Source organism: Terriglobia bacterium, from assembly GCA_020072565.1.
Lineage (GTDB): Bacteria > Acidobacteriota > UBA6911 > UBA6911 > UBA6911 > JAFNAG01.
Genome location: JAIQGI010000018.1, coordinates 116,266 through 141,847, shown reverse-complemented (window position 1 = coordinate 141,847; position 25,582 = coordinate 116,266). Strand labels below are relative to the sequence as shown.

22 protein-coding genes are annotated in these 25,582 nt (G+C 58.9%); 10 read left to right on the top strand and 12 right to left on the bottom strand.

Going from position 1 to position 25,582, the window contains the following annotated elements; all coding sequences use genetic code 11:
• Positions 1-32 precede the first annotated feature (32 nt).
• Positions 33-332: an HU family DNA-binding protein gene (locus LAP85_12710; GenBank protein MBZ5497256.1), complete on the bottom strand. Its 300-nt coding sequence runs from the start codon at positions 330-332 to the stop codon at positions 33-35.
• Positions 333-592: 260 nt separating this feature from the next.
• Positions 593-1,189: a NifU family protein gene (locus LAP85_12705; protein MBZ5497255.1), complete on the bottom strand. Its 597-nt coding sequence runs from the start codon at positions 1,187-1,189 to the stop codon at positions 593-595.
• A 235-nt stretch (positions 1,190-1,424) separates the two neighbouring features.
• Here LAP85_12705 and LAP85_12700 point away from each other — a divergent pair, with 235 nt between their 5' ends.
• A complete protein-coding gene (locus tag LAP85_12700) occupies positions 1,425-3,512 on the top strand; it encodes a family 20 glycosylhydrolase (protein ID MBZ5497254.1) in 2,088 nt (695 codons plus the stop codon).
• A 156-nt stretch (positions 3,513-3,668) separates the two neighbouring features.
• Here the strand turns inward: LAP85_12700 and LAP85_12695 are convergent, their stop codons facing one another.
• Positions 3,669-3,998, bottom strand: coding sequence for a hypothetical protein (locus tag LAP85_12695; GenBank protein MBZ5497253.1), 330 nt, complete (start codon positions 3,996-3,998; stop codon positions 3,669-3,671).
• Positions 3,999-4,270: 272 nt separating this feature from the next.
• Positions 4,271-6,439 carry a M28 family peptidase gene (locus LAP85_12690; protein ID MBZ5497252.1) on the bottom strand — a complete coding sequence of 723 codons (2,169 nt, stop codon included), beginning with the start codon at positions 6,437-6,439 and terminating at the stop codon, positions 4,271-4,273.
• Between the two features lie 162 nt (positions 6,440-6,601).
• On the opposite strand from LAP85_12690, the gene amrB reads away from it, so the two are divergent.
• The 5 genes from amrB (at position 6,602) to LAP85_12665 (ending at position 12,930) form a co-directional block, all read left to right on the top strand.
• The gene (gene amrB / locus LAP85_12685) at positions 6,602-7,819 is read left to right on the top strand and encodes an AmmeMemoRadiSam system protein B (protein MBZ5497251.1); all 1,218 of its coding nucleotides are present in this window, start codon (positions 6,602-6,604) and stop codon (positions 7,817-7,819) included.
• Positions 7,820-7,848: 29 nt separating this feature from the next.
• Positions 7,849-9,015, top strand: a complete 1,167-nt coding sequence (locus LAP85_12680; protein ID MBZ5497250.1) for an ArgE/DapE family deacylase — start codon at positions 7,849-7,851, stop codon at positions 9,013-9,015.
• A 76-nt stretch (positions 9,016-9,091) separates the two neighbouring features.
• On the top strand, positions 9,092-10,489 hold the full coding sequence (gene gcvPA / locus LAP85_12675; protein MBZ5497249.1) for an aminomethyl-transferring glycine dehydrogenase subunit GcvPA: 1,398 nt from the start codon (positions 9,092-9,094) through the stop codon (positions 10,487-10,489).
• On the top strand, positions 10,486-12,081 hold the full coding sequence (gcvPB, locus tag LAP85_12670; protein ID MBZ5497248.1) for an aminomethyl-transferring glycine dehydrogenase subunit GcvPB: 1,596 nt from the start codon (positions 10,486-10,488) through the stop codon (positions 12,079-12,081). The genes gcvPA and gcvPB overlap by 4 nt, the downstream gene beginning before the upstream one ends.
• Before the next feature lie 84 nt (positions 12,082-12,165).
• The gene (locus tag LAP85_12665) at positions 12,166-12,930 is read left to right on the top strand and encodes an SDR family oxidoreductase (protein MBZ5497247.1); all 765 of its coding nucleotides are present in this window, start codon (positions 12,166-12,168) and stop codon (positions 12,928-12,930) included.
• A 63-nt stretch (positions 12,931-12,993) separates the two neighbouring features.
• Here LAP85_12665 and LAP85_12660 read toward each other — a convergent pair whose 3' ends face one another.
• Positions 12,994-13,608: a cation transporter gene (locus tag LAP85_12660; protein ID MBZ5497246.1), complete on the bottom strand. Its 615-nt coding sequence runs from the start codon at positions 13,606-13,608 to the stop codon at positions 12,994-12,996.
• A 275-nt stretch (positions 13,609-13,883) separates the two neighbouring features.
• Between LAP85_12660 and LAP85_12655 the strand changes: the two genes are divergently transcribed.
• The 4 genes from LAP85_12655 to LAP85_12640 all read left to right on the top strand — a co-directional run bounded on the left by LAP85_12655 (position 13,884) and on the right by LAP85_12640 (position 19,459).
• Positions 13,884-14,945, top strand: coding sequence for a DUF2891 domain-containing protein (locus LAP85_12655; protein ID MBZ5497245.1), 1,062 nt, complete (start codon positions 13,884-13,886; stop codon positions 14,943-14,945).
• Positions 14,946-15,056: 111 nt separating this feature from the next.
• On the top strand, positions 15,057-16,628 hold the full coding sequence (locus LAP85_12650; GenBank protein ID MBZ5497244.1) for an Hsp70 family protein: 1,572 nt from the start codon (positions 15,057-15,059) through the stop codon (positions 16,626-16,628).
• A 227-nt stretch (positions 16,629-16,855) separates the two neighbouring features.
• A complete protein-coding gene (locus LAP85_12645; GenBank protein MBZ5497243.1) occupies positions 16,856-17,356 on the top strand; it encodes a TlpA family protein disulfide reductase in 501 nt (166 codons plus the stop codon).
• A gap of 195 nt (positions 17,357-17,551) precedes the next feature.
• A complete protein-coding gene (locus tag LAP85_12640; protein ID MBZ5497242.1) occupies positions 17,552-19,459 on the top strand; it encodes a VWA domain-containing protein in 1,908 nt (635 codons plus the stop codon).
• 59 nt (positions 19,460-19,518) lie between these two features.
• Here the strand turns inward: LAP85_12640 and nrfD are convergent, their stop codons facing one another.
• From nrfD to LAP85_12605, 7 genes are all read right to left on the bottom strand, one after another.
• Entirely contained in the window at positions 19,519-20,676 is a 1,158-nt protein-coding gene (gene nrfD / locus LAP85_12635; protein MBZ5497241.1) for a polysulfide reductase NrfD, read from the bottom strand.
• A 15-nt stretch (positions 20,677-20,691) separates the two neighbouring features.
• Complete coding sequence (locus tag LAP85_12630) at positions 20,692-21,465, bottom strand: 4Fe-4S dicluster domain-containing protein (protein ID MBZ5497240.1); 774 nt, start codon at positions 21,463-21,465, stop codon at positions 20,692-20,694.
• Positions 21,452-21,895, bottom strand: a complete 444-nt coding sequence (dsrJ, locus tag LAP85_12625; GenBank protein ID MBZ5497239.1) for a sulfate reduction electron transfer complex DsrMKJOP subunit DsrJ — start codon at positions 21,893-21,895, stop codon at positions 21,452-21,454. The genes LAP85_12630 and dsrJ overlap by 14 nt, the downstream gene beginning before the upstream one ends.
• Positions 21,888-23,507 (bottom strand): (Fe-S)-binding protein, encoded by a 1,620-nt coding sequence (locus LAP85_12620; GenBank protein MBZ5497238.1) that lies wholly within the window; start codon positions 23,505-23,507, stop codon positions 21,888-21,890. Before LAP85_12620 ends, dsrJ begins: the two co-directional genes overlap by 8 nt.
• Before the next feature lie 2 nt (positions 23,508-23,509).
• On the bottom strand, positions 23,510-24,502 hold the full coding sequence (gene dsrM, locus LAP85_12615; GenBank protein ID MBZ5497237.1) for a sulfate reduction electron transfer complex DsrMKJOP subunit DsrM: 993 nt from the start codon (positions 24,500-24,502) through the stop codon (positions 23,510-23,512).
• A gap of 53 nt (positions 24,503-24,555) precedes the next feature.
• Positions 24,556-25,089, bottom strand: a complete 534-nt coding sequence (locus LAP85_12610) for an RsbRD N-terminal domain-containing protein (protein MBZ5497236.1) — start codon at positions 25,087-25,089, stop codon at positions 24,556-24,558.
• 89 nt (positions 25,090-25,178) lie between these two features.
• Positions 25,179-25,496, bottom strand: coding sequence for a TusE/DsrC/DsvC family sulfur relay protein (locus LAP85_12605; protein ID MBZ5497235.1), 318 nt, complete (start codon positions 25,494-25,496; stop codon positions 25,179-25,181).
• Positions 25,497-25,582: the final 86 nt, after the last annotated feature.

The window sequence follows — 25,582 nt, the reverse complement described above, 5'->3', positions numbered from 1 at the left end:
CACCGACCCGCCCGATGCGGAAAGCAGGTTCGCTACTTCTTCGGCGGAACCACCGCGTCCTTGCAGGCCTTGGCCACGCGGAACTTCACCACGGTTTTCGCAGGAATCTTTATCGAAGCACCTGTCTGAGGATTTCGCCCCATCCGCGCCTTGCGATGCGATTTCACCAGCTTGCCGAGTCCGGGAACCACGAACTGGCCGTTCTTCTTGGTTTCAGCGATAGCCGTATCTGCAATCGTCTCGAGAACTGCACCCGCTGCGGCTTTCGTCATTCCATTCTTTTCTGCTATGAGCGAAATGAACTGACTCTTCGTCATCACTTTTCCAGCCATACCTACCTCCTCTGACTTGGTTCTTTCTGAACTGTCTCAACATGTACATTCAAACGAAGACACTGACATTTTGCGGATATTCTCAGAAAAAGCAATCATCAATTTCGTATTTTATGGCCTTTTTTCAAGAAATTTGAGGTTTGGGGCTCGAAAAAGGGAGCATTCTGAATTTCCAGTCCGGCCACGGCGGAGTTCATACGGTCGATGCAATTCCGGAATGTCCCTTTTTGCTCGAACAGCGATGCTTTGATCGAGGCGTTTCACTTGCGGGGCTGATAGTAAGGATTGCGTCCGGCGGCATGATCGGTGGTGTCGAGAATCTCACCCACTTCCGGAAACATCTCCCGGATCGACCTTTCGATTCCCTGCTTCAATGTAACGTCCGCCGCGCCACAACCCTGACAGCCGCCGCCCAGACGCAGATACACCGAGTTCTTCTTCACGTCGATCAATTGCACCCAACCGCCGTGCATGCCCAGAGCCGGATTGATCTCGCGTTCGAGCAGCTGTTGTATCTTCTTGCGTATTTCAGCCTCCGGAGGAATGCCGCGAACAAACTCCTCGCTGACTGCAGGCTCGCCCGATCGGATGTGCTCGCGGATCTTGGCGCCGATCTGTTTGCCGATTGTGGGCCAGGCCTCGAATCCTGATTTCGTGACCGTGATTTGATTCTCGGCGATCAAGACATTCTGCACCACGGGCACTTCAAAAATCCGGGCGGCCAGGGGAGAAAGCTTCGCGACCTCCCGGTTGGCAAAATACGCCGATCCGCCGGCGTAGACCGGACGGTCGACCGTGAATCTACACACAGCCGGATTGACCGTTGGTTCGCCGATGATTCCTATCTCGTTGTCCAAAGCTTTCTCCTTTATGTGAGCTCGCATGAAAGTACCTGACAACCCATTCAAAGTCAATTGGGATGCACCCGCGGTGCGGCAATGCCTGCGCCGTGAAATATGGAACAGACCCGGCGGCAGTGGATTTCTTGAATTCCTCCAAACGACTCGACAACGGGCCCCCGAGTGGTTACATTTACCTTCTTTGACGCCTGAGCGTGGACATGAATGCAAAACCTAGCCGAGGAGTACCTTCATGAGTCTGCCGAGATTTTTCTTATGTCTGGGCCTGGTTGCCCTGCTGCTGGCGCACGTTTCTGCAACGCCACAGAATCAATCGCCCGCCAGGCCATTCCGAATGATGCCCGTTCCGACGGTCCTGACGCCGTCCGAGGGAAGGCTCAAGATCGATGAGAATTTCCGTGCCACACTGACCGGATTTGCGGAGCCGAGACTGACACGCGCCCTGTCAAGGTTCCTCGAGCGGCTGCAGGAGCGCACCGGTTTTCGCTTCGCGTACGGAACGACGCCGGATACGAGTCAAGCGCAGCTCGTAATCGATTGCGCCGGCCCGGGAGAGCGTGTGCAGTCGGTGCGGGCAGATGAGTCGTATCGCCTGGAAATCAGTTCGGTCGGGGCTCGGCTCACGGCGCCTTCGCCGCTGGGTGTACTCCACGGGCTGGAGACAATGCTGCAACTGATTGACATCGATTCGGAATCATTCTTCTTCCCTGCCGTGAGCATTCAGGACCGCCCGCGCTTTCCCTGGAGAGGCCTCATGATCGACGTGGCACGCCACTGGCAGCCGGTCGAGGTCATCAAGCGCAACCTCGATGCGATGGCTGCCGTCAAACTGAACGTCTTCCACTGGCATTTGTCGGAAGACCAGGGGTTCCGCGTCGAGTCGAAGCGGTATCCCAGACTCCAGACGCATGGTTCGGACGGGCTCTATTACACTCAGGCTCAGGTGCGCGAGCTGGTGGCCTATGCGCACGACCGCGGGATCCGCGTTGTCCCCGAGTTTGACATGCCTGGCCACACGACGGCCTGGTTCCCAGGATATCCCAGGCTCGCAAGCGCTCCCGGCCCCTATCAAATTGAGCGCAAATGGGGCGTCTTCGATCCCGTGATGGATCCCACCCGCGAGGAGGTATATGCGTTCCTCGACTCCTTCCTGACCGAGATCGTGCCGCTGTTTCCGGACCAGTTCTGGCACATCGGTGGGGACGAAGTAAACGGTAGGCAGTGGAACGCCAATACCAGAATCGCAGCGTTTAAAAACCGCCGCGGTATGAAAAACAACGAAGATCTGCAGGCCTACTTCAACAAGCGCCTGGTCACTCTCTTAACCAGGCACGGCAAGAAGGCGGTCGGCTGGGACGAAATACTGCACCCTGACCTGCCGAAGAGCGCCGTGATCCAGTCATGGCGTGGTCAGGCCTCCCTCGCGCAGAGTGCGCAGAAAGGGTACTCGGGAATCCTCTCCTACGGTTATTACCTTGACCATTTACGCCCCGCTGCCTACCACTATCAGGTGGACCCTTTGGGCCAACAGGCTGCATCGCTGGCCGTGGAACAGAAGGCCCTGATCCTGGGCGGTGAGGCTTGCATGTGGGGAGAGTACATTACGTCCGCAAACATCGATTCGCGCATCTGGCCCCGCGCGGCAGCCATTGCAGAGCGTTTGTGGTCGCCACCCGAGGTGAAGGACGTGGACGACATGTATGGCCGGTTGGCATACATCAGCCGGCACCTCGAGTCCCTGGGCCTGACGCACAACTCCAGCTATCCGTGTATGCTGCAGCGCATGACTGCAGAACAGGTGCCGGCTGCGCTCAGAACGTTGGGCGACATCGTCGAGTCCGTGAAGCAGCTGCGGCGCGGCAGCTTGCGCCCCTATACGAGCTTCACCCCGATGAATCGCCTTGCCGACGCCGTTCCCCCGGAAAGCGATCTGGCGCGGGATTTCAACCGGCGGGTCGATCTGGCACTGGCATCGCAGTCCGGCTTGCAGGCCCAGTCCGCAGACCTTCGCATGTGGCTGACGCGCTGGCACGATAACCATTCCCTGTTGCAGCCGGCTCTGCGGGAATCCTACCTGCTGCGCGAGTTGGAACCGCTGTCGGAAAACGTGACGGCGCTCGCCAATGCCGGCCTGCAGGCGCTGGAGTGTCTGGAATTCGGCCGAAAACCTCCGGAATCGTGGGGCCGCGAGCAGGCAGCGCTTCTGCAGCGCGCCGACAAGCCCGCAGCGGAGGTGCTGGTGATGATCATCCCGGGTCTGCGCAAGCTGATCGCAGCCGCGAATCAGATCCCGCAGGATCCCAAGCAGCAAAAAAGCTAAGGAGAACGCTAATCCAGGGGAAATCTGCGCTTCCGTGCATCGGCGTCTACCTGCAGTTTGACCCCGGCAGACATCCTCGTGAATTGGGACTGCTGTCAAACTCGCGATGAGGCAAGAAAACGCATCAGGTCGGGGGCTCCCGGGACAGGAACCTCCCTACACAACCTTCTTTCCCAGAGGAAAGGACAACATCCGGTGCGCTGCGGTCCGCAGGGGCTTTGTTGTGGCGACTTCCTGCTCCTCAAAATCCAGGTTGGAGATCCGGTCCCATGGAATGGTGCTCTCGCGGTCGTTGAAGTGAACGACCAAAAACTGCGGGTTTGACAGGTCGAGCACGTCGGTTGGCCTGATGGTCAATTGCCGATCATCCGCCGTGATGCTAATCGTGCTCTTCGAGGTATAGTGTCCCGGACAATTTCCCACCGGAGTAATGTCGGGGCCCTTTATCATCTGCAGAATCCATTCCTGTCTCTTGCTGGTCAACATCTGATCCCTCGCGGTATTCACCTTCTACATGCACAATGTCCCGCCGTGAAGACTGTAGGTTCCACACGGGGACACCAAAACTCAGCCGAAAATTATGTTGCCGACAACAGCACTTAGCTTCAGCACGCGAGGGGGTGTGCGTGCCGTACAGGCGTCAGGGACGCCCGCCGTGGTCCTGTGGTTGCAAAGAACCGAAAAGACTATAGCACGATCGGTTAGCCCTGTGTACAGAATTTGTATCGGACATCGCAGAATCACTCTTTTAGACAGACTCACTGAAACACCACCCATTGGATTGTTCTCAGGAGCTCCAGATACGCGACGACACTCTCGAGCGGCACCTCTTCGTCCAATTCGCCGGCGACGGCGCTGCGGATTTCCGTGATCGATCGTTTCCCATTGATGTAGTTCAGAATCGTGCCTGCCTGCGGCGCAGTCACGCCGATCGATTTCAGCGCATCTGGATGATCCTTCATGTAGTTGCCGTACCGCTCGTTGGCGGATATCTGGAACTCGCGGCCCTTGACGGACGGGGCAAGGGCCGGAATGAGGGATTCGTATTTTTTCTGCATCGCCGATACGCCCGGCTCCACCGGCGCGACCGTGCCCAGCTGTGTAGCCTTGAGCCTTGCATAGCCGAGCATCTGGCTCCTCAGCCCGGTTCGATACAGATTCCACTGTTGTACCCGGTTCGTCACCACTGTCCTGGCGAGAGCCGACCCCGTGTAGATATCCTCGATCGATCGGAGGGCCCCAATTTCGCGCCGGATGCCGGCATCCACGAGATTGAGGGCCCGGCTCGTTTCGGCCGCCAGCGTTTTCGCCTCTGCGCCTTCGATGTGTGCGAGGGCACGCGGGATCTCACGTTCGGCAACCCTGCCGTAACCGAATTCCGACACGGCGTCGACCAGGCCCGAAACCACATCGTCGCTGCAGTTGGCGGCCACCCAGGCCGCGGCCGCGCCGATGAAGGCCACCCGCTTCATTTCCGTCGGGTCGCCTTTGTCCGGAGTGTCGTGATCCGTGTGGTACCACTGGTCGGGCCAGACAAAGAACTCGATGCCCGGGACCGCAACCGATGCGTTGTTAAAACATATGTGATCGCTGCCTCCGGTGGCCCGGTGAATGAAGAACCGAAAGGCATCGTCGGATCCGTTCTTCTCGACCATGGGATTGGAAAAATACTGCCCCCGCGGCCTGCCGCGCGGAGAATCCGGCAGGTAGACGATATCGTTCGTGCGCCAGACGTAGTTCATGATCGATTTTGCCAGGCCGTCGAGATAGCTGGGGAGATGTCCCGGGCACTCGCTCAGGGTGAACACTGCATTGTTCTTGCGCAAACCTTCGCCGACCATGTCCATGTTGATATTGATATCGACCGTGTCGGCGAAGCCCGGGTGCTGCTTGATAAACTCGTAGGTGCCGGAAATCTCGTTCGGCCAAAGGAAGTAGATGGTTCTGCGCGGCTGCGGCAGCTGGCCGGCAGCAATCAGCGCCTGCAAGGCCCGCAGGATCTCCAGTTGCACGACGCAGCCGCTCATGTCGTCATTGGCACCGCGTTTGGTGTAGCCCTCGAACAAATGAGCAGTGAACACCACACCCTTCGCTTCCGGCTGCGTCCCAGGAATCCAGCTGTAAACGGCTTCGAATTTGTTGGGGTATTTTTCAACCAGGGTCTTGGCCCGGACGACGACCTTCTGGCTTCCTTCCAGATCCTCGAGCAGCTCAGACCACTGGCGCCAGGAAATTGTGAGGCCGAGCTTGAGATTGGAGTGCTCGGCATATTGTCCCGAAGAGTAAATCACCTGATCGGGATCCAGAAAGCGTTCCTGCGCGCTGAAGGAGATGACTCCCTGAATCCCGGCAGCATCGAGGGCTCTGGCGACATCTCCGCGGACGTGAGACCACATCAATGCCAGTTTGCCGCGGTACTTGTCCTGGGGCCCGGCGCCGGTCAGGCGCTTGATCTCATCCTGGCTCAAAGGCGGGATATAGACAAGTTCACCGGTCAGGTCCGCGGTAACCGATCCTTGAGCGACCAGCGCGGCGTCGGCTCCCAGCCGGGCGACCAGACGGCGCTCCGGTTCGAGCACCCAGAACTCGCCTTCACGCGCATAGTCGACTGACCCGATTGCCGGGTAACGCTCGATCCTGGCCGTGACGATTCCATAGCTCCTGACCAGGTCATAGATCTGTTGCGATTCAAAAAGAGTCCCGGTGAACTCCTGCGGATCCCTTTGCCAGGGTGCGCCCGCGAGCTTCACTTGGTTGTTGAACGCCATTTGCCCGGACACCTCGTTGGCGAGCAACGCAACGATCTGCGGCGGCAGCGGTGTCTTAAGAACGGCCGGGACCCTGGCTTGAGATTGCGGCCACAGCAGGCACGGAAATGCAGAAAGCAGCAGGATTGGCACGAACTTGGTGCAGGTCGGGATTCTCACGGTTCACCTCACGTTCTGGTTGGAGGAAGCCGCACAGTCGTCCCAACATAGGAGTTCCACGCCGCCAATTCAACGGATTTCAACTGCAGCAAACCGCGAGCATACGAGGTCTGTGAAACGCAAAACCTCGCGTATTGCAAGCATTCCATGGTGGGCGGGCCTTTGCAGCCAATGATCTTGCGGCGCCCGAAGACGTGGGATAAGATCGTCGTGTCTGCATACAACCGGCGAGGTGATTTGATTGTGGTGACCAAAATCCTCTGCTTTGTTTTCGGCCTGATGCTGGTATCCGCCGCGAGATCAATTCCTCAGATCCCCATGGAGAGCGTGTTGAGCCGTGTCGCTGTCCCGTCCGAAGGCGACCTGCGCGGCCTCGTGGACGTCGTCGGTTTTCCCCGGCGCGCCGATCAGATGGATTTCATCGGCAAGACCTGCGAGGATCTCGAAAGGAATGCGATCAAAGCCAATCAGAAGCGATATGCATTGACGGACACTAGCGCTCTGGTCTGTGGCGTTTGTCCGCACGATGATTACATGCTTGCGGGACACGTCTATGCTCACGTGCAGCGTTACATGAAAGCCCGAACCGTCATTCTGATCGGGAACGCACACTGGTCGGAAACGTTCGGGATCCGGAACCAGCTGATTTTCGGCGATTTCAAACGGTGGCGAGGCCCTTACGATCCGGTGAAGGTTTCGTCCGCACAGGATACGATCATCGCGAAGCTGCCGGCAGATAGCTATGGCATCAACCGGAAACTCGTGGAAACGGAGCACTCTCTCGAAGCTGAGATACCCTACCTGCAGTATTACAACCGCAAAGTCGAGATCATCCCCATCCTGATTCCCTTTTCGGACTGGAGCACCCTTGACAGGCTTGGCCGGGATCTCGCCCAGGCGGTCACGGACATAGCCCGGAAAAACAATTGGAGGCTCGGCACCGATCTGGCCGTACTCTGCTCCACCGACGGCCAGCATTACGGCGATTATGGCTGGAGCTATTACGATTACCATCCGTTCGGCTGCGATGCCGACGGCTACAGGAAAGCGCTGGCCTTGGACCGCAGGATGATAAGCGGCTTTCTTGTAGGGCAAGCCAGCTCTGACCGTGTGCATGGTCTGTTCTCCATGCTGGTCGACGAGGGCGATATTTCGCGGTACAAGGTCACCTGGTGCGGCCGGTTTGCTGCGCCCTTCGGAATAAACTTCGCGCTTCACCTGGCTCGCATGATGGAGAACAGAAATCTGACTGGGCACCTGATGCGCACGGGCTCCAGCCTGTCCGATCCCTGGCTGCCGCTCAAGGAATATGATCTTGGAGCCACATCGGATTCCAACCTGCACCATTTCGTGACCTACTTTTCACTGGGCTTCAAGTAAAACCTCTCGCTCGGAGAAAATCGGATCCCATGGACCCAACGATACAGTTGCTCCAAGATCTGGTCGCCGTCGACTCCGTCAATCCGTCGCTCGTAGCCGGCGGCGCCGGGGAAACCCGGATCGCTGCGGTCATCGCGGCGGAGTTGCAAGCCGCGGGGCTCGATGTTGAAATAATGGAGGCCGCTCCCGGACGTCCCAATGTGGTGGGCATCCTCGAAGGACGAAGGCCGGGCCGCTCCCTGTTGCTGTGCGGGCACATGGATACGGTCGGTATCACCGGCATGACGGCCCCGTTTGATCCGGTCGTGGCCGAGGGCCGGCTCTACGGCCGCGGCGCCGAAGACATGAAAGGGGGTGTGGCCGCGATGCTCGGCGCAGCGCGAGCCGTAGCCCAAAGCGGAGGCCTGCCGGCAGGGAGGCTGATCATCGCCGCCGTGGCCGACGAGGAGTATGCCAGCCTGGGGGCGGAGGCGCTGGTTGCCCGCTGGAGTGCCGACGCGGCCGTGGTCACGGAACCCACTGGTCTGATGATAGCGACAGGACACAAGGGATTTACCTGGGTTGAAATTGTCACCGAAGGCGTCGCTGCCCATGGCAGCCGCCCGCGCGAAGGCCGGGACGCGATTTTCCGCATGGCGCGCGTCCTGGCACGCCTTGAGGTGCTTGACCGCGAGCTGCAGTCCAGGGAAGCGCACCCGGTGATGGGAACCGCATCATTGCATGCCTCGCTGATCAGCGGCGGGCGCGAGCTCAGCACCTACCCCGAGAGCTGCGTGCTTCGGATGGAGCGCCGTTCGATCACCGGGGAGCATGGTGATACTGCGCTGGGCGAGGTGGAGGCAATCCTCGCGGCTCTCCGCTCGGAGGATGAAGAGTTTCGGGCATCCGCGAGGCTCCTGTTTGACCGGCTTCCGTACGAGATCCCGGCCCAGCATTTTCTCATCCCTGCCCTCGAGGACGCGCTCGCCGGAACGGGGCGCATTCCGAACCGCGGCGGTGCGTCCTTTTGGACCGATGCGGCGGTTCTCGGGCATGGGGGCATCCCGTCGGTCATTTTCGGACCCGGCGGAGGCGGACTCCACGGACCCGAGGAATACGTCAACATGGATGAAGTGCTGGTTTGTCGCGATGTTCTCACGGAGCTCGCGCGCATCGTTTGTGTTGGAGAGAAAATCAGGCCGAAAGGACCTTCGTAACGACAAAGGGCTTGAGCTGGTCTTCTTCGAGGTGTTTTGGGTCCCAGCGGTTTGACATGACAGCCATGGAGGATATATGAACGACGCACAGCCGACTGTCTACCCCTACATCCCGAACTCCGCACCAGATATAAAGGCGCGGATGCTGAAGGAGGTCGCGGCAACAAGCGCGGAGGACTTCTACGAGGATGTGCCCGAAAAACTCCGGATCCGGGATCGGATGAACCTGCCTGAACCTCTGCTTTCCGAACATGCCCTGAAACGGCACGTGGAAGGCATCCTTGCCAAAAACCAGACCGCAGGGGAGCATCTCAGCTTTCTCGGCGCCGGCTGCTGGCAGCACCAGGTGCCGGCCGTATGCGACGAGGTCAACCAGCGCAGCGAGTTTCTGACCGCCTATGCCGGCGAGCCCTACGACGATCACGGCCGCTTCCAGGCACTTTTCGAGTACACCAGCATGATGGGGGAGCTGTTGAACATGGATGTCGTCAACGTCCCGACCTACGACGGCTACCAGGCGAGTGCGACCGCGCTGCGCATGGCTGCCCGCATCACAGGAAGGAGCGAGGTGCTCGTCTCCCGGGCCATAAGCAGCGGAAAACTCTCGAAAATAAGGGACTACCTCAAGCCCGACCTCGACATCGGGATTATCGACTACGACCGCCTCACCGGCCACATGAACCTCGAGGCGCTCAGGACCGCAATTTCTTCTGAAACCGCTGCCGTCTATTTCGAGAATCCTTCCTACCTCGGAGCCATCGAGGTGGCAGGCGACAGAATATCCAGCGCGGCCCACGATGTCGGAGCTATCTGCGTTGTCGGCGTCAACCCGATCTCGCTGGGAGTGCTGACTCCTCCGGCCGACTATGGCGCGGACATCGTCTGCGGCGACATTCAGCCTCTCGGCATGCACATGCAGTACGGTGGCGGCCAAGCGGGGTTCATCGCCACGCGCGACGAGGAAAAATACGTCATGGAGTATCCGTCACGGCTATTCGGAATTACCTCCACGCGAGTGGAAGGGGAATACGGCTTCGGCGACGTTGCTTATGAAAGGACTTCGTTTGCGCTCAGGGAAAAGGGCAAAGAGTGGGTAGGCACGGCAGCTGCCCTCTGGGGCATCACAGCAGGAGTCTATCTGGCTCTCATGGGCCCCCAGGGCATGGTGGAAATCGGCGAGGGCATCATGGCAAGAGCCAGATATGCGATGTTGGAATTGGCCAGGATAAACGGCATCCAGACTCCCTTTTTCCATTCCCCTCACTTTGGGGAGTTTGTCGTCAACCTTGGCGACACCGGCAGGAAGGTTGCCGATGTCAACCGGGAGCTGTTGAAGCGCGGCATCTTCGGCGGAAAAGATCTGTCGGGCGAATTTCCCGAACTGGGCGAGAGCGCGCTCTACAGTGTGACCGAGATTCACACCAAGGAAGACATAGACCGGCTGGCACAGACCTTGCGGGAGGTGTGCGCATGAAGACCCAGGAACCGACCCAACCATCGCCGGATCAGCGCAAGCGCCGGCTGAGACAGTATCATCAAGCTCAATGGAACGAGCCGGTGATCTTTGAGCTCGACTGCCCCGGTCAACGAGGAATCCTCGTGCCGGAAGTGCAGGAGGGCATCAAAAATGCCGTCGGAGATGTGCGGGTGACCTTGCCTGCAGTCATGCGCAGGACGGTGCCGCCCGCTTTGCCCGAACTCTCGCAGCTTCACGTGCTCAGGCACTACCTGAGGCTCTCCCAGGAGAACCTCGGCGTGGACCTGAACATAGACGTGGGCCAGGGCACGTGCACGATGAAGTACAGCCCCAAGGTCAATGACCAGTTGGCCAGAATGCCGAAGATGGCCGACCTGCACCCGTTGCAGGACGAAAATACCGTCCAGGGGATTCTCGAGATCATGTACCGGTTCGAGCAAATGCTCAAGGAGATCTCGGGAATGGATCAATTCTCACTGCAGCCTGCCGCGGGGTCCGCCGCGATCTACACCAACGCCTCGATGATCAGGGCCTTCCACCACGCCCGTGGCGACTTCGACCGCGACGAAATCATAACCACGATCTTCTCGCACCCTTCCAATGCCGCGTGCGCCCGAACTGCAGGATTCAAAATCACCACTCTCTATCCCGACGCAGACGGCTATCCGGACCTGCCCGCCCTGAAAGCAGCTGTTTCCGAGCGCACCGCCGGCCTGTTGATCACCAATCCGGAAGATACGGGGATCTTCAATCCGAGGATCGAGGAGTTCGTCAAAGCTATCCACGGCGCTGGCGGATTGTGCTCTTACGACCAGGCAAACGCCAACGGCATCCTCGGTATCACCAGGGCCCGTGAAGCGGGTTTCGACCTGTGCCACTTCAACCTTCACAAGACGTTTTCATCGCCTCATGGGTGCGGCGGCCCGGCCGTGGGCGCCACGGGCGTAACGCGTAAGTTGGCCCGGTTTCTGCCGGTCCCCGTCATCGAGTTTGACGGCCGCAGGTATCATCTCAACTATGATCGGCCGGAGAGCATCGGCAAGGTGGGCCCGTTCTACGGCGTCGCGCCTGTTGTCCTGCGTTCCTACGCCTGGGTCATGTCGCTCGGCGCGCGCGGCTTGAGAGAGGTCGCAGAAATCGCTGTTCTCAACAATAATTATCTGCTCAAGAAAATGCTGGAGATCCCGGGCGTGAGCGCCCCTTACGCTCGGGGGAGGCGCCGCATCGAGCAGATGCGTTACAGCTGGGAGAGTTTGTCCAATGAGACGGGCGTGCATTCCGAGGAAATCGGGTTGCGGGCGGCGGACTTCGGGGTCCATTACTGGACCAGCCACCACCCCTACGTAGTGCCGGAACCCTGCACGCTCGAACCGACAGAGTCCTATTCCAAAGATGACCTCGACGAATATGTCGGCATCCTGGCGCATGTCGCTGAAGAGGCGCGGAGCGATCCCGAACGGGTCAAGAGCGCCCCTCACAACAGCACTGTCCACACTATCGATCACTCTCCCCTCGACGACCCGTCTCGCTGGGCGATGACCTGGCGTGCCTATCTGAGAAAGAACCGGGGCAAAAGAGAGAATTCATAAACCGGCCACGGTGCATACGGATTACAGGATACGGATTGTCGCGTGAGTCGTGAGATCCGCGGCTGTTCTTCAAGGGCTGATCGCATGAATGAGCTCGCAGGCAAGTGCGCAATTGTTACTGGAGGGGCATCAGGAATCGGCCGCGCGACGGCATTGCTTTTTGCGCAGGAAGGAGCGGCTGTATCGATTGCGGATATCGATCGGACGGCCGGTACCGTTGTCGCCACACTGATTGAAGACCAGGGTGGTCGGGCGATATTCGTGCCTTGTGATGTAACGCGCGCGATCGACTGTGAACGCGCGGTGCGGCAATCCGTGACGGAACTAGGAGGCCTCGATATTCTCTTCAACAATGCCGGCATCATCCGGCGCGCCACGGTCGTGGAAGCGACCGAAGAGGAATGGGACCGCGTCATGGCGGTCAATTTGAAATCGGTCTTCCTGTTCTCGAAGTTTGCCATTCCTGTCATGGCCCGCGGCGGTGGCGGCGTGATCATCAACACGTCTTCAGGTTGGGGGCTGGCCGGCGGCCGGAAGGCCGCCTCCTACTGCGCCTCGAAGGGGGCCGTCGTGCTTCTGACCAAAGCAATGGCTCTCGATCATGCCCCGCAGAACATTCGCGTCAACTGCATCTGCCCGGGGGATACCGACACACCCATGCTGCGGCAGGAAGCCAACCAGCTCGGCGAAGCTGTCAATGCCTTTCTTGAAGAAGCCGCGCAGCGCCCGCTCGGGCGCATCGGTACTCCCGACGATATCGCGAGAGCGGCGCTATATCTCGCCAGCGGCGCCTCATCTTTCGTCACCGGCACCACCCTGGTCGTCGACGGGGGCGGACTGGCAGGCTGATCCCAGTGTACGGAGAGGGGAGCTTTTTCTCTGCAACCTCTGCGGCCCCTGCGTTGAGATTTGTCAGTCTGCCTTGCTGCGGAGGTTTTCCAGGCCTTCGCGTACGATCAGCGGGATGAGCGCGAGTGCCGCAACCGGATCGGCCCACCACCAGCCGAGCAAGGTATTCAATAGCAGGCCGCAAAGCGTCGTGGCGGAGAGCCAAGCGCATGCTATGGTCTCGTAAGAGTCGGCATGGAGCGCCCTGCTTCCCAGCTTTTCGGCAGTCCTCAGCTTGGCGCGCGCCAGAAGCGGCATGACGACGAGGGAGATGACGGTCAGCGCGATGCCGATCACACTGGGCGCCGGTTCGCGACCAAAACCCAGCAGACGACGGCATGAATCGAGCAGCAGATACACAGCCAACAGCAGCAGGAGTGCGCTGGTCAGCCGCGCCGCCCAGCGCTCCGCTTTTTCCACCTGCTCCTGCAAGCGGCCACTCATCTCGTAAGAGAAGCGCCAACCCACGACGATCCCGCTGGCGGTTTCGACAAACGAGTCGACACCGAATCCGACGAGCGCGACCGACCCGGCGGCAATGCCTGAGGCGATACCCACCACCCCCTCGATCACATTCCAGATAACCGTGAAAATGGACAGATGAAAGCCGCGCCGAATCAGACGATCTCGTTCCGACATAGGCACTCCATACGGTCGATGTTAGCATACGAAACACAAGGATCTCGAAGACCACGACCAATCCAAGTAGAGTATCGATGAGGTCTCTGCGAGGCAAAGCTGCGGATATCTCCTTGTCGGCACAGTCTTCTGCGCGGCTCATGGAGACCACGAAACACACCAAACACGCGACAAAGATTTCATGGATTTCGGATATTTCGTGGTCCGCGTCCTGGATGCTGCTTTGCCGCGCCGCTGCCTTCGTGGTTTAATGGTCTTTGTCAGCGGAGGGCAGTATGTTGAATCCCAGCTCAAATCTCGTATTGACCCGGGGGCAGGCATCGCATTTTGCAGCTCTCGCTCTCAAAGGGATATGCAGGGAATATCCAAACAAACCGGATCATGTGTTGAACGACGCCGCCGACCTGCGCGGTCCTAAGGAACTCCATCCGGCGTTCTACGGGTGCTTCGATTGGCACTCCTCCGTGCACGGGCACTGGATGCTGGTGCGGCTTGTGCGCCTCCTCCCCGGGCTCCCCCAGGAACACGAGTCCCGCACGGTGCTCAACGCACATCTCACCGCCGAGAACCTGCGCGCCGAGGCAGCCTATCTGAACGCGCCTAACCGCCAATCTTTCGAGCGCACCTACGGATGGGCGTGGCTGCTCAAGCTCGCCGAAGAGTTGCACGGCTGGAGAGATGATGACGGCAGGCACTGGTCCGCCAACTTGCAGCCGCTGTCGAACGCCTTCGTCTCCCGGTACCTGGATTTCATGCCTAAGCAGAACTACCCGATCCGCACCGGCGTGCATCCCAACACGGCCTTCGGTCTCGCTTTCGCCCTGGATTATGCACGTGCCCTGGCGGACCGCACGTTGGAGACGCTCATCGCGGAACGATCCCGGACTTATTTCCTGCAAGACTCAGACTACCCGGCATCCTGGGAGCCGGGTGGCGAGGATTTCTTTTCGCCTTCCTTGATGGAGGCGGATCTGATGCGGCGCGTGCTCGTGCCTGCGGAGTTTCGTGCCTGGTTTCAGCGCTTCTTGCCGGTCCTCAGCCGGGGCGAGCCCAAATCCCTGCTCGAACCGGCATTCGTCATCGACCGGAGCGATCCCAAGCTGGTGCATCTCGACGGCCTCAACCTGAGCCGGGCATGGTGCATGCGCCACATCGCCTGTGCTCTGCCCGGAGAGGATCCCACAGGTCGGATTCTGGCGGCCTCGGCCAGCCAACACGCAGCAGCGGCCCTGTCACACGTGGCCAGCGGCGATTATCTCGCTGAACATTGGCTTGCTTCCTTCGCGGTCTACCTGCTGTCAACCTGGGAGCGTCAGGAGATGGCCATCAGTCAATAAGCATCGAGGCAGCAGGCGCGGAGAGCACCAAAAAGGTAATGAGGAATCGATGAATCATGGGAAACAATCTATGGAGTCCGTGGCTGCCTTTTCTTCAGGAGCGGGGGGGATATGCGACTAGGCATTGACTTTGGCACAACACGAACCGTGGTGGCTGCCGTGGATCGTGGCAACTACCCGGTGATCAGTTTTCAGACTGAGGCCGGGGACATGCAGGCATGGTACCCCTCTCTGATCGGCGTGCGAGGCGGCCAGACGGTGTTTGGCCTCGAGGCCCAGGCGCATCAGGGCGAACCAGGGTGGTGTTTCCTCCGATCCTTGAAGAGATCCCTCATCGAGCTCTCCCCCGATGCGACCGTTACGCTCGGCGGCCGGCCCACAGCCATCTTTGATCTCCTGGTCCAATACCTGGCCCGCCTGCGCCGGGATCTGTATGAATGTTCCAACCTGGAGGTAAAATCCAAGGAACCGCTCGAGGCACAGATCGCCATCCCCGCCAACGCCAACAGCAATCAGCGCTTCCTGACCCTGGAAGGTTTCCGGCGCGCCGGCTTCCGGGTCCTGGGCATGATCAACGAGCCTTCGGCCGCGGGCATCGAGTACGCCCACAGCCATATCAAGAACGAATGGACCGCTCGCAAAGAATACCTTGTGGTGTACGACCTTGGGGGCGGAACCTTTGATGCGTCCGTCATCGGGCTGGCAAACCACTATCACGAGGTGGTAACCGACGAGGGAATCGCCTGCCTGGGCGGCGACGACGTCGATGTACTTTTGCTCGACCTGGCTCTGTCGCGCGCTTCGTGCAGGCAGGAGCTCTCCGAGACGGCCCGTTATTACCTGCTCGAGGAATGCCGCCGGCAGAAGGAAGGCCTGCATCCCAACACGCGCAAGATTGCAATCGATCTCGCCAGGGCCATCGAGGGCAGCGGCACCGTGATTGTGACCACGGAAGAGTTGTATGCGCGCTGCGCACCGCTGGTGGAACAGACCATCACGGCCATGGAGGCAGCCATGGGGCGCGCACGCCAGCGGTCAGGTGTGGCCTGGGGTGGTGTCGAAACCATTTACCTGGTCGGCGGCTCCAGCGACCTGCCGATCGTCGGCCGCATGCTGCGCGAACGCTACGGCCGCCGTGTGCGCCGCTCCCCCTATCCGTATTCCGCCACCGCCATCGGCCTGGCCATCGCAGCGGACGCCGAGGCGGGGCACCAGCTCAAGGAGCGGTTCACGCGTCACTTCGGCGTCTGGCGCGAGGCCGAATCAGGCCGCCGTGTCGTCTTCGACCCGATCTTTCCCAAAGACACGCCCCTTCCCGAACGGTCGAAACCATCGCTCGCTCACACACGCATCTACCATCCCGCCCATAACGTCGCCCATTTCCGCTACTTGGAGTGCAGTCGTTTGACCGAGGACGGACAGCCCGCCGGCGACATCACGCCGTGGGACGAGATTGTCTTCCCTGTTGATCCGGCGCTGCGTGCTGCATCCAAACCCGACATCGTCGAAGTGCGCCGGGCTGATGAGTTCGCCTCGCAGCTAATCGAAGAGCGTTATCTGTGCAATCCCCACGGCATTATCGAAGTGACCATCACAGACCAGACGACATTCTATCAACAGAAGTACCGGCTGCGCCAGCCGACCGTCATGAAGCAACAAAAATCAGTTGCTAAAAAGCGGTGATAGGTGCGCAACACGAAACAACCAATGCTCACCTTCATGCCTGAAAGGCACCGATGCGTCAAGGGGCCGCTTTGACTTTTCTCCGGCAAGTGTCAAAATCATGAGTCGAGTGTATGGGAATCGCAGGCGGGCGCCGAGCAGCCACGCCACCGTTACTCGGGGAGGATCAGGATGAAAAGTGTTACAGCCGCAACCATCATTATAGTGTCAGAATGGGAGTCGTGGATATGCGGCGAACCTTCCTGTTGTTGATGTTGGCATCGACCCTGCCGATCTCGAGTGGCAGCCTGGCCCAGCAGAAGCGATCCCTGCCGGAAGTGAACGCCGCGGGGTTGAAAAAGGCAGTGGCTGAACAAAAAGGTAAAGTGCTGTTCGTAAATTTCTGGGCCACGTGGTGTGCACCGTGCGTTGCTGAGTTTCCGGACATCGTGAAGCTCTATAAGAAATACCATGCCAGGGGCCTGGAAGTGATTGCCGTGTCATTTGATACGGAGGCCCCTGTTGCGATTCCCTTCCTCGACAGGCAGAAGGCGGATTTCATCAACCTGCTGAAGAGTCCGAAACAGGACGATGACGCATTCATAAACGGCTTCGACAAGCAATGGCTTGGCGCATTGCCCGCCACCTGGCTCTTCGATCAGAATGGCAAGTTGGTTTTCTACGTCATGGGTAAATTCGATCCGGTCGCTCTTGACAGGCAAATCGCCACCCTGCTCGCACACGGATAGACCTCCAAGCTGCTGGGAACCCCGACCTGCATTTCTTCTGACGACAGTTCGGGCTCGTACCCAGACGCCGGGATTGTCTTAAGCCCATCGGCATTTACCTGCCACATTGGCATTTTCCAAAACAAATTCTGTCTGCGGTATTCTGCAGAGAGTAAAATTGGGGGGGTGCACTCTATCCCGAAAGACAGGATATCTATGAAGTTCCTTAGAAATCTGATATTGATCTCAGTTGTCGCAATGTCAGGTTCACTGACGACCGCCTTTCAAACCACTGTCGCGCAAGGCCAGGGTGTGGTGCAGACACAACAACCCGGCCCCCCGGGAACTTTTCGTGTCCACGTGCGGCTGATCCCGGTGGATGTGATCGTCACCGATCCGCGCGATCACCCGATAACGGATTTGAAGCGGGAGGACTTCCAGATCCTCGAGAACGGTCGTCCCCAGGAGATCCGGCACTTCTCGGTGCAGACCTTCACTGCAGATGCACCGCTACCAGGCCAGCGCCCGTTGCTGCGGAATGTTCCCACTCTTGAACTCGCACCGCAGCTGGCACGCACCTTTCTCTTCTTGATGGGGCGAGGACGTCATCAGACGCCGCTGAAGGCTGTGGACGCATTGATTCAGTTCGTGCGCAAGGATCTTTTGCCCCAGGATCGCGTGGCAGTATTTGCTTACAACAGTGCCACTGACTTCACCACTGATCACGAGCGGATTGCACAGGTGCTTGAGCGCTACAAAAAGGCAAACGACAAGATCGAGTCCTGGCTGGAGTTGCACCTGCGCGGTCTCGCGACCGTTTACGGGATCAAGGATGTTCCCAAGTCCGTTCAACCTGAAATAGACAGGATCTTCGCGACCACTCAAACGCTGGCATCCCGGCAGGTGCCGCCGGGGCGGATTACGGAGAAGGGCACGATCATCAGAGACTGGGACCGTGCCGCGGATGTCTTCCTGAGGGATACGGACAGGGCATCTGAAACAGATGCGCGCAGGGCGGTCGCTGACCAAATAGCCGAGGATGGAGGACCGGGATCGCAGATAATGCAGAACATGATCAGGTTTGACACCATCGACGCGGCGTTTGTCACTTTTTCCCTGCCGTTTGACGAGTTCGCCCCCAAGGCCGGAGGATCCTTCCAGGATCTGCAAAACCTCTTTACCTGCATTGAATATCTGCGGTACATGGAAGGTGAAAAGCACCTGATTTTTTTCAGCGGTGACGGGCTCCTGTTTCCGAACGGCAATGTGGAATACGATAAGGGCCTCGTCGCCATGTCAAACGATGCGCGCGTGGCAATCCACTCATTCCAAACCAGCGGCACTTTTGCGGATCCCGAGATTGTCCCCACAAAAGGAGTCGTACTTCCCACTCAGCCTAGGGGATCGACCTCCCCGGTGTCGCCTCCGCCACCGGTGCTCTCGCAAACAAACTGGAGCAGATCTTTCATGCTCTCCACCCTGGGAAGTTTCTCAGCGCTGACAGGGGGACGCGCAACCATCGGCGTGGACATCGGCAAGGCGCTTGACCGCCTCGACGAAACCACGCGCGTCGAGTACCTGCTCGGCTATTATCCTAAGGATGAGCGTTGGGATGGCCAGTACCGGCAGATTCAGGTGAAACTGAACCGACCCGGCACGAAGGTATCTTTCAGACACGGCTACTACGCCCGCGACACGCTGCGGCCTTACGATCGCGAGGAATTTCTCGCATTCAGCCGGATTTCCGCAGCCGGAGCCTACGAATCCGAAGTCGGGGACATTCCCCTGAAGATCACCGCGGCAAGAGAGGCGGGCAGCCAACCGCAGATTAAAGTCGACCTGCAGATCGATCCCGAGAAGGTCGGATTCAAGATGGTCGACCTGCGCCATGTGGGCAGGCTGCGCATTGCCATCTTCTACGCCGATGCCAACGGCAATAGTCTCGGGGACGACTGGAAAACTGTCGACATGGAGCTGCAGGAAGATAGCTATCAGCAGATCATGCAGTCAGGAATCAAGTACTCCGCGCTTATTCCGCTCAAAGCGCCAAACCAAATCCTCAAAGTGGTTGTCTACGACACGGTGGGCGACCGAGTGGGCAGCAAGCTGGTCAAGTTCAAGTAGATCTCCTCCGCAGCCGGCAACGAGATCATGATGAAGTGATCGAAGGAAGTCTTTTCCGCCTACCCTGCAAGTGTCTCGCGAACGGAGAGTGTGATTTTGTAAAAGACCGTCACCATCAGGAAACCCGCCGCCCAGATGCCAAGCACGATCGCGATCTCCGGCAGTGTCGGAGCATATCCGGTGACAGCTCCGAGCGGCGAGGGAACGAACCCACCCACGATCAAACCGATGCCCTTGTCAATCCACAGCGAGAGAAATATGAGCACACATGTCGGCGCAAGGATTTTTTCGGCCTTCCGCGTACGCGGCACAACCAAAAGGATCACCGAGATCACCGCCAGCATCGTCGATGTCCACATCCACGGCACCAGTGAGGCGTTCCCGTTCAGTCCCAGGAACAGGTATTCAAAATGTTCCATGTGCTCGGGGATCCGGCTGTAGAAAACCGTGAAGAGCTCCATGAGTACAAAAAATACGTTGATGATCATGGCGTAAGTGACGATGAGTGCCAGCTTCTGGATCGGCTCCTTCCCCGCATCGAAACGCGTCAACCTGCGCATTGCCAGACAGAGCAGGATCAGGAGTGCCGGCCCGGCGGCAAAAGCCGATGCGAGGAATCGGGGCGCCAGAATCGCGGTCAGCCAGAAGGATCGCCCGGGCAGACCGTTGTAGAGAAATGCAGTCACCGTGTGAATGCTGATCGCCCAGGGGATGGAGATCAGAATGACCGGCTTGATCCAGCCCGGGGGTGGCACACTTTTGCGCTCGGAACCGAGCGTGACCAGCGCGATTACGGCATTGAGCAAGAGATAGCCGAGAAGCGAGACCATATCCCAGAACATCATCGATCCGGGCGTCGGGTAGAGCAGAACATTGAGGATTCTCATGGGCTGCCCCATGTCGACGAAGATAAACAGCATGCACATGGTGACGGCTGATATGGCCAGGAATTCGCCCAGAATCGTGATCCTGCCGAAGGCTTTGTAGTCGTGCAGATAGTAGGGCAGCACCACCATGACCGCCGAGGCTGCGATCCCGACCAGGAAAGTGAACTGCGCGATATAAAGCCCCCAGGTGACATCACGGCTCAACCCGGTTATTCCCAGGCCGTAGTCCAGTTGCCGCAGGTAGGCAAAGAGGCCCGCGCCCATCACCGCGAGCAGCGCCAGAATCCAGATCCAGTACCTCCGGCTCCCGATGATCGCCTTCTCAAACATGAACATGAGCGCACCTTAGACGATGTAGTAGACTTCCGGGGCGGTCCCCAGTTCGGCCTTGCGCCGGATGGCAAAGTCGGAACGCAGCGCTGCGCGCACGGCGGAAGCCGGATCTTCGAGATCGCCGAACAGCAATGCCTTGGGTTCGCAGGCTTCCACGCAGGCAGGCGGCTTTCCCAGGGCCAGCCGCTCCGCGCAGAACGTGCATTTCTCTACAACCCCTTTGGTTCGAGTCGGAAACTCCACGTTCAGATTCTTGACATAGGGACGCGGATCCACCCAGTTGAAGCTACGCGAGCCATACGGGCATGCCGCCATGCAGTAGCGGCAACCGATGCAGCGGTGCCAGTCCATCATGACGATGCCGTCCTCCCGTTTCCAGGTCGCCTGAGTAGGGCAGACGCGCACGCATGGGGGCCGGTCGCAATGATTGCAGAAGACCACGAACGGCTTGTCCTGAAACATGACATTGGCAAAATCACTTTGCTCGGAAATGAAGGCGTCCTTGAAGCGTTCCTTCCAGATCCATTTAACCTCATGATGCGGGTCGCTGATCTCAGGAACATTGTGGCTCCGGTTGCAGGCCCTGATGCACAGGTCGCAGCCCTCCTTTTTGAGACACTTGCGCGCATCGACAACCATCGCCCAACGCCGCGCAGTCAGGAGGCCCGGTTCGGATGCAGCCTGATCGGGGCCCGGACCGGCAAAGGCACCTGCAGCTTTTCTCGTTACGAGGGCCGCCAGCGACAGTCCTGTGATCCGCAGGAATGATTTTCTATCGACGGCCATCCTGATCTCCTGTGCGCGTCGCGTTCATTTGAATCTGCGCCTGCCGGGCGAGTTGAGGATCAACATGACAATCCCAACAGTATGGGCTCCGGACACCATTATAGGCATGACAGCGATCGCAGAACTCCGCCTTCCCGACATGACACCTCTGCAGACAGGTTCCCGTAAGGCTGATGGCATAGGTTTTGCCGTTGTAGGCGGTGTACGTCCGAATACCGTTGCGCACAACCTGGTCGCGCCACTCATTGAGCAGTTTCATGTGTGAAGTCTTCATGTAAGGGACCGGGGCCACGCACTCCTTTTCATGCTCAGGAAGCCGGAGCTCAGGTCCCTTGGCCGTCTTCCCTGCTCCCAGGTCGTACCAGAACGGAAACGAGATCAGCCCCAGGAAGGCGAGCAGCCCGGCAACTATCACCCCACGGTCACGCATGAGCGCGCACCTCCTTCGGCTGGAACGGCTCGCCGCGAAGATCAGCGGTGCGGCCGCTCTCTCCCGACAGGACCAGGGCGTTGCCGAGGAGTTCATGCACCCCGGCAACCTCCACCCCCGGAACCCAGTATTCCAGCAGCGGCGGCAGTGTCGCCTTGTCAATCGCACAGATACAGGCAACCAGGTTCACGCCGAACTCCTCCTTGACGAACTTCACGGCGCCGGCTCGCGGCAGCCCGCCACGCATTCTCATTTCGAAATTCTCGTCCGTACCCAGCCCCGAGCCGCTTCCGCAGCAGAAGGTCTGCTCGCGGATGGTGTTTTCGGGCATCTCATGGAAGTTGCGGCACACGTTCCTCAGGATGTAGCGCGGCTCCTCGTAGAGCCCCATCGCTCTCGACGGATTGCAGGAATCGTGGAAGGTCACGCGCCAGCGGTCGTTGCGACCCGGATCGAGCTTGATCCTGTGATTGTGGATGAGGTCGGCGGTGAACTCGCAGATGTGAACCATCTTGGTGGACCGGGCATTCTCAAAGCACGTGCCGGTTGCAGGCGATACCGGAACCTCAAGGAAGTCCGCCGGGCCATTCATGGTGTCCATGTACTGGTGGAGGACGCGCCACATATGCCCGCACTCGCCGCCCATGATCCACTTGACGCCGAGGCGCCTGGCCTCCGAGTAGATCTTCGCGTTTAGGCGCTTCACCATCTCGTGCGACGTGAACAGGCCGAAGTTGCCGCCCTCGGAGGCGAATGCGCTGAACGTGTAGTCCAGACCGATTTCGTGAAAGAGCAGCAGGTAGCCGAGCAGTGTGAAGTAGTGAGGCGTGCCGAAATAGTCCGCCGACGGAACAATGAACAGGATCTCAGCCCCTTTCTTGTTGATCGGCGCCTCGACACGGATGCCGGTCATCTCCTCCAGCTCGTCCACCGCGAACTCAATGCTGTCTTTGAAACCGTGGGGCTGGACGCCGAGATGGTTTCCCGTGCGGTAGCAATTGGCCGCAGGCTCCAGCACCCAGTTGATATTGCAGCCCACCAGGTTCAGTAACTCGCGGCCGATCATGGTCACTTCCGCCGTATCAATGCCATAGGGGCAGAAAACCGAGCAGCGGCGGCACTCGGTGCACTGGTAAAAGTAATAGAACCACTCTTTGAGCACGTCCACGGTGAGGTCGCGCGCCCCGGCCAGGCGGCCGAAAGCCCTGCCCGTGGCCGTGAAATACCGGCGATACACGGACCTCATGAGCTCGGCTCGCAGAACCGGCATGTTTTTCGGATCACCAGAACCGATGTAGAAGTGGCACTTGTCGGCGCAGGCGCCGCATCGGACGCAGATATCCATAAAGAGCCGGAAAGAGCGATATTTTTCGAGCCGGTCCCGCATCCCGTCGAGGATCCTCTGCCTCCAGTCGGCAGGGAGCTTCCAATCCTTCTCGAAGGGCTGCCAGTCCCGCGGATTGGGCAGGCCGAGATATTCCAGGTTTTTGGCCAGAGCGCTGTAGCAGAAGGTTCCCTTGCGAAACTCCACCACCGTCTTCAGCCAGCTCTTGCGCGGCGGCCGATATTCGATCTGAGTCAATTGCTCGGGTTTCGGCTTCGGATCAGCCATGGCTATTGCCTCTCGAGCGGCAGTCCCGCGGCCGCGATCTTGTCACGGAATTCGTCTTCCCACTCTTCATAGGTGTGAACCTTGACGGGGTAGTCCCAGGGGTTGACGTGCCTGTTCATTCGGTTATTGTTCGAGAGGTTCCGGGTGGGGCTGAGAAACACTCCGGCCAAATGCATCAATTTACTGAAGGGAAAGTACGCGAGCAGGGTGCACACGAGGAGCAGGTGGGCATTGAAAAGCGGAGCCGCTCCTTCCGGAATCCGCGGGGAAAAGGTCACGAGGCCCACCGCTATCTCTTTGATCGGAAGGATATCCACTTTAGCGAGGTAGCGCATCCAGATGCCGGTGGCCGCCAGGCCCAGGAGCATACACAGCGCAAAATAGTCGGTAAAAAGTGAAATGTAGCGGAGCTGTGGATTGCGTAGCCGCCGCAGCAAGAGATATACCAGAGCAATAATGATGATCACATCCGTCAAGTAGAGGACCGGCGTGCCTACCTGGAAAAAGCCGTCCAGGCTCTGGAGAACAAGTACGAGCCCGGGAACAGGCTCCATGAAGAAGCGCAGATGCCTGAGGAAAATGATCAGGAACGACCAGTGAAAAGCCAGGGCGCCCAACCAGAGGAACTTCTCTTCGCCGTAGACCATTCGCGGCCTGTTGCGCACATCTGCCCTGGTGTTGCGGAAAAGGGAGCGGAAGAGGAGTATCTCCAAAGCCATGCGCGCCGCGACCCCCACCTTGGTAGAAGGGCTTTCAAGCCGGCCGGATTTGATCCAAGGCAGGGATTGTTGCTGGCCGCTGGTGGTGGGGATGCGGAAAGGGACGGCCGAGCGCGCCCACTTCAGGACGCGATAAGCGACTCCGGTCAGGAAAATCGCGATCGCCGCATAAGGGATAATGATGGCGAAAAAGGGGCGCAGCCCGGCAGCATCATCGCCGAAAAGAGCCAGCGCAATGAGCGCCAAAACTGCAATCAGCGCATAAAGAAAGTTCATGAACCATCACCGGAAACACGGCAGTTGCGGACACAGGTGAACGCGGATCGACATCAGCCTTCAGTTGCATCCGGCCGCGGCTTCGTTCTTGTCGCCGACCGCATTCTCTCCCGCAGGTACAGCCTGCGCCGGGCGTCGTCGGCCTTGATCGCACGGATCTGCTCGCGGCACTTCACGAACAGGTCGGAGGCCAGGAGAGCCATGCCGTCAACGCGCGCTTCGAAAGAAGCAAAGTCGTTGCCGTCCGGGTCGATCTGACTGTTGCTCCTCAACTCCTGCCGCACGATTTCCTTGAGGAGCAAGACGAACGAGACCGCTTCCGAGGCACTGAATTCCTGGACCGCACGCATCCTGATAATCGCATCCAGCCTGGATTCGATCGCGACTGCAGCTTCCTTATCGAGGAGCGCATCGAACAGCGCCGGCAAGCTCTCCTTCAAGGTATGCCCTACGGGATTACGGAAGCGGTCCTGCTCGTAAAGCAGGAATCGGGCAGTGCTTTCCTCATACCCCCGAAGGGTGCCCTCGAGCCACTGTGCCACAATGGCTTTCTTCTTGCACGCCAGATATTTCAGCAGGCACTCCACTCACGCTCTCCGGTGCAGACCGCCGAGGCCAAAAAGATCATAGAGAGATGTCTTTCGTGTCCTCGGGTGTCATTGCGGTTGAGGATGTGCTAAACGCATCCCGTCGGCTTGGGCAGGCCTGCAAGCTTGCAGGCGCCTTTGGCCGGTCCGGAAGGGAAAAGTTCATAGATCTGGTTCAACTTGAAGCCGGTCTCCTTACACAGCTTCCGGATCATCGGCGCGATGCCGAATTCAAGGTAGTAGCTTCTGAGGTAGTTGATGACCTTCCAGTGGTCGTCGGTCAACTCGGCGACCCCCTCGCCCGTTGAAAAGTCCCTGGCTACTTCCTCATTCCATATGGTGGGATCCTGCAAAAACCCGTCCTCATCCACTTCATAGGTCTTTCCGTTGACTTTCAATGTCGGCATTCTCCGTCTCCTATTCATCTTCCGGAGCCGGGCAGCAGGATTGGTTGACGAATGACTCAAATCTCATGAGTCACATTTTGTTCGTC

What these genes read in the sequence shown, in the direction of transcription:
- LAP85_12700 (MBZ5497254.1), top strand. Translation starts at nt 1,425, where the DNA reads ATGAGTCTGCCGAGATTTTTCTTATGTCTGGGCCTGGTTGCCCTGCTG.
- gcvPB (MBZ5497248.1), top strand. Translation starts at nt 10,486, where the DNA reads ATGAAGACCCAGGAACCGACCCAACCATCGCCGGATCAGCGCAAGCGC.
- dsrJ (MBZ5497239.1), bottom strand. Translation starts at nt 21,895, where the DNA reads ATGCGTGACCGTGGGGTGATAGTTGCCGGGCTGCTCGCCTTCCTGGGG.
- LAP85_12665 (MBZ5497247.1), top strand. Translation starts at nt 12,166, where the DNA reads ATGAATGAGCTCGCAGGCAAGTGCGCAATTGTTACTGGAGGGGCATCA.
- nrfD (MBZ5497241.1), bottom strand. Translation starts at nt 20,676, where the DNA reads ATGTTTGAGAAGGCGATCATCGGGAGCCGGAGGTACTGGATCTGGATT.
- LAP85_12655 (MBZ5497245.1), top strand. Translation starts at nt 13,884, where the DNA reads ATGTTGAATCCCAGCTCAAATCTCGTATTGACCCGGGGGCAGGCATCG.
- LAP85_12645 (MBZ5497243.1), top strand. Translation starts at nt 16,856, where the DNA reads ATGCGGCGAACCTTCCTGTTGTTGATGTTGGCATCGACCCTGCCGATC.
- gcvPA (MBZ5497249.1), top strand. Translation starts at nt 9,092, where the DNA reads ATGAACGACGCACAGCCGACTGTCTACCCCTACATCCCGAACTCCGCA.
- LAP85_12660 (MBZ5497246.1), bottom strand. Translation starts at nt 13,608, where the DNA reads ATGTCGGAACGAGATCGTCTGATTCGGCGCGGCTTTCATCTGTCCATT.
- LAP85_12710 (MBZ5497256.1), bottom strand. Translation starts at nt 332, where the DNA reads ATGGCTGGAAAAGTGATGACGAAGAGTCAGTTCATTTCGCTCATAGCA.
- LAP85_12630 (MBZ5497240.1), bottom strand. Translation starts at nt 21,465, where the DNA reads ATGGCCGTCGATAGAAAATCATTCCTGCGGATCACAGGACTGTCGCTG.
- LAP85_12620 (MBZ5497238.1), bottom strand. Translation starts at nt 23,507, where the DNA reads ATGGCTGATCCGAAGCCGAAACCCGAGCAATTGACTCAGATCGAATAT.
- LAP85_12640 (MBZ5497242.1), top strand. Translation starts at nt 17,552, where the DNA reads ATGAAGTTCCTTAGAAATCTGATATTGATCTCAGTTGTCGCAATGTCA.
- LAP85_12605 (MBZ5497235.1), bottom strand. Translation starts at nt 25,496, where the DNA reads ATGCCGACATTGAAAGTCAACGGAAAGACCTATGAAGTGGATGAGGAC.
- LAP85_12650 (MBZ5497244.1), top strand. Translation starts at nt 15,057, where the DNA reads ATGCGACTAGGCATTGACTTTGGCACAACACGAACCGTGGTGGCTGCC.
- LAP85_12695 (MBZ5497253.1), bottom strand. Translation starts at nt 3,998, where the DNA reads ATGTTGACCAGCAAGAGACAGGAATGGATTCTGCAGATGATAAAGGGC.
- dsrM (MBZ5497237.1), bottom strand. Translation starts at nt 24,502, where the DNA reads ATGAACTTTCTTTATGCGCTGATTGCAGTTTTGGCGCTCATTGCGCTG.
- LAP85_12680 (MBZ5497250.1), top strand. Translation starts at nt 7,849, where the DNA reads ATGGACCCAACGATACAGTTGCTCCAAGATCTGGTCGCCGTCGACTCC.